Source organism: Klebsiella sp. GW_Kp182 (assembly GCF_040062275.1).
GTDB lineage: Bacteria > Pseudomonadota > Gammaproteobacteria > Enterobacterales > Enterobacteriaceae > Klebsiella > Klebsiella michiganensis.
In genome coordinates this window covers 1-2,000 of record NZ_JBEAFQ010000029.1, presented here as the reverse complement: position 1 = coordinate 2,000, position 2,000 = coordinate 1, and the positions used below count along the sequence as shown (strand labels likewise).

Annotated in this window: 2 protein-coding genes; both read left to right on the top strand. The window is 56.9% G+C overall.

Annotated elements, in window-relative coordinates; genetic code table 11:
- The first annotated feature begins 238 nt into the window (after positions 1-238).
- Positions 239-1,114, top strand: a complete 876-nt coding sequence (lgt, locus tag ABLU88_RS16265; protein WP_014226659.1) for a prolipoprotein diacylglyceryl transferase — start codon at positions 239-241, stop codon at positions 1,112-1,114.
- Between the two features lie 6 nt (positions 1,115-1,120).
- Positions 1,121-1,915, top strand: a complete 795-nt coding sequence (gene thyA, locus ABLU88_RS16260; RefSeq protein WP_004124584.1) for a thymidylate synthase — start codon at positions 1,121-1,123, stop codon at positions 1,913-1,915.
- Positions 1,916-2,000: the final 85 nt, after the last annotated feature.

Sequence of the window (2,000 nt, the reverse complement as noted above, 5' to 3'; positions counted from 1 at the left end):
AGAACTGGCCGGTTCTTTCTGACGGAGTAATCATACAAGCCCGGACAGGCGCAGCGCGCCGCCTCCGGGAATGCTCAGCCGCGAATTCGCATTCGTATACATATCTTTTACATGTCCGGCGCGGATCGCCCTTCGCGCTTATGCTATCATTCGCAGCCTTTGGAGCGCCCGTTTCTGACGCGCGCGAACGATCCCCGCTGTCCACTTTCGGCGGAATAACAAGTGTTTATGGTGACAGATGAATAGTGGCTACCTGCATTTTCCGGAGTTTGATCCGGTAATTTTTTCCATTGGACCGGTCTCCCTCCACTGGTACGGTCTGATGTACCTGGTTGGGTTTGTTTTTGCGATGTGGTTGGCCACCCGTCGGGCCAATCGTCCGGGCAGCGGTTGGACAAAAAACGAAGTTGAAAACCTGCTGTACGCCGGCTTCCTCGGGGTTTTCCTCGGCGGGCGTCTTGGCTATGTCTTCTTCTACAACCTGCCGGTGTTCCTCGACGATCCGCTCTATCTGTTCCGCGTCTGGGACGGCGGTATGTCCTTCCACGGCGGTCTGATCGGCGTGATTCTGGTGATGATTATTTTCGCCAAACGCACGAAGCGTACCTTCTTCCAGGTTTCCGACTTCATTGCGCCGCTGATTCCGTTTGGCCTCGGCGCAGGGCGTCTGGGCAACTTTATCAACGGCGAACTGTGGGGCCGCGTCGATCCGAACTTCCACTACACCATGATTTTCCCCGGCTCTCGGGCGGAAGACCTGGCGCTGCTGCCGTCGCATCCCGAGTGGCAATCGCTGTTCGATACCTACGGCGCGCTGCCGCGTCATGCTTCGCAGCTCTATGAGCTGGCGCTGGAAGGCGTCGTACTGTTCCTGATCCTGAACCTGTTTATCCGCAAGCCGCGTCCGGCCGGTTCGGTTTCCGGCCTGTTCCTCATTGGCTACGGTCTGTTCCGCATCATCGTGGAGTTCTTCCGTCAGCCCGATGCCCAGTTTACCGGCGGCTGGGTACAGTACATCAGCATGGGGCAGATTCTTTCGATTCCGATGGTGCTTGCGGGTATCATCATGATGGTCTGGGCGTACCGTTGTCGTCCGCAGCAACAAAATTCTTGAGGAACCATGAAACAGTATCTTGATTTGATGCAGAAAGTGCTCGATGAGGGCACGCAAAAAAATGACCGCACCGGTACCGGCACCGTCTCCATCTTCGGTCACCAGATGCGTTTTAACCTGCAGGAAGGATTCCCGTTGGTGACGACCAAGCGCTGTCATTTACGCTCCATCATCCATGAACTGCTGTGGTTCCTGCAGGGTGACACCAACGTGGCGTATCTGCACGAAAACAACGTCACTATCTGGGACGAATGGGCGGATGAAAACGGCGATCTGGGGCCGGTTTACGGCAAGCAGTGGCGCTCCTGGCCCGCGCCGGACGGCCGTCATATCGACCAGATCAGTACGGTGATGGAACAGCTGAAAAACGACCCGGATTCTCGCCGGATTATCGTCTCGGCATGGAACGTCGGCGAGCTGAACAAAATGGCGCTGGCCCCGTGCCACGCGTTCTTCCAGTTCTACGTCGCCGACGGCAAGCTCTCCTGCCAGCTCTATCAGCGCTCGTGCGACGTATTCCTCGGCCTGCCGTTCAATATCGCCAGCTACGCGCTGCTGGTGCATATGGTGGCGCAGCAGTGCGACCTCGAAGTGGGCGATTTTGTCTGGACCGGCGGCGATACGCACCTGTACAGCAACCACATGGAGCAGACGCACCTGCAGCTGAGCCGCGAACCGCGGGCGCTGCCGAAGCTGGTGATCAAACGTAAGCCGGCATCGATTTTCGACTACCGTTTTGAAGACTTCGAAATCGAAGGCTACGACCCGCATCCGGGGATTAAAGCGCCAGTGGCGATTTAACCCGGAAGTGACGACGAAAAACCGGCACCTGTGAACTGCACCCAAAAAGTTGGACTCCCAACGAAGTAAGGTGCAGTTTTTTATG

Bases quoted from the DNA above. Each gene is read 5' to 3' on its own strand.
- lgt (WP_014226659.1), top strand. From the start codon at position 239: ATGAATAGTGGCTACCTGCATTTTCCGGAGTTTGATCCGGTAATTTTT.
- thyA (WP_004124584.1), top strand. From the start codon at position 1,121: ATGAAACAGTATCTTGATTTGATGCAGAAAGTGCTCGATGAGGGCACG.